This is a genomic window from Oleiphilus sp. HI0043 (genome assembly GCF_001634935.1).
The window spans coordinates 1-1,057 of sequence record NZ_LWEY01000366.1 but is presented as its reverse complement, the minus strand read 5'-3'; the positions used below and the strand labels follow the sequence as shown (position 1 = coordinate 1,057).

General features: G+C 42.3%; 1 protein-coding gene. It reads right to left on the bottom strand.

Annotated features, from left to right (window positions below):
* A partial coding sequence (locus tag A3729_RS05050) for an EAL domain-containing protein (protein WP_197475574.1) occupies nt 1-932 on the bottom strand: 932 nt, incomplete at its 3' end.
* Between the last annotated feature and the right edge of the window lie 125 nt (nt 933-1,057).

Here is a 1,057-nt window from a genome sequence, read left to right as displayed (position 1 = left end):
CCTTTTACTTTCTCATTCTCTACTACCGCAATGGAACTCATGTGAACATTGGCTTCAAGTAACTCAAAGACGCTTTGGATTGTGGTGCCGACTTCGACATGAGCTGTTGAAACAACCAAGTCGCAGGCCAAACTTTTTGGGTTGGTTTCTGCGAACAGTTCTTTGTCGAGTAAGTCATCGAGCTTGGGGGCGACGGGTGCTAACTGTGGTTTTTGAATTAAATAGCCTTGGACATTATGAACTCCTAGCTCATATAGCTTCTTAAGCTCTTTTTCTGTTTCGACCCCTTCAGCAATTAACACAGAACCAATCGAGCGGGCGACAGCTACCACTTCTTTGACCGTTTTTTGTTTGCTGGCACTACCATTTACGTTTTGAATGAAGCTGCGATCCAGTTTGATGTAATCTGGTTTTATTTCAGACCAGAGTTTATGTAACGACGCGCTTTCACCAACATTGTCTATTCCACTCAAATGGTCAACTGCGACCTCAAAGCCTTGCTCATGAAAAAAATGAACAGCTTCGATAAGCTCATTAATGTTATTGCTGGCATTCTTTTCATCAATTTCCAACACCATACGTGTTGATGGAACTCTATTGTCAGCAATGAGTTTTCCAACCTGATCCTTTAAACGACTACTGGCGATGAGCATTTCGTTGGATATGTTGATGAATAACTTGTTCTCCAGTTGAAGCTGGTCAAAGCTCTCGGCCGCTGTGTGTAGGCACATCAAGTCAAAAGGTTTTAAAATACCCGCTTCGGCAGCCGTATCAAACATTGCTGGCGTTTCTAAACCATTATCAGTCTCTGGCCCTCGTGAAAAGGCCTCCCAGCCGATGAGTTCACGCCGCTCGACATTAATGATCGGTTGGAACCAGCTGGTGATGTTATGGTGCTTCAGGATGTCTTTTACAACGAATTTTTTTTGCATGAGCTCAGGGGATATCATAGTTGTTCTTTATTAACTATTAATACTAGCAAACAATCTCTATTAGTCTTTTAATCTTTGCGGCTTATTGTAACGAGCTTTATTGAGTGTCAGTAAGAGTCGGTTTA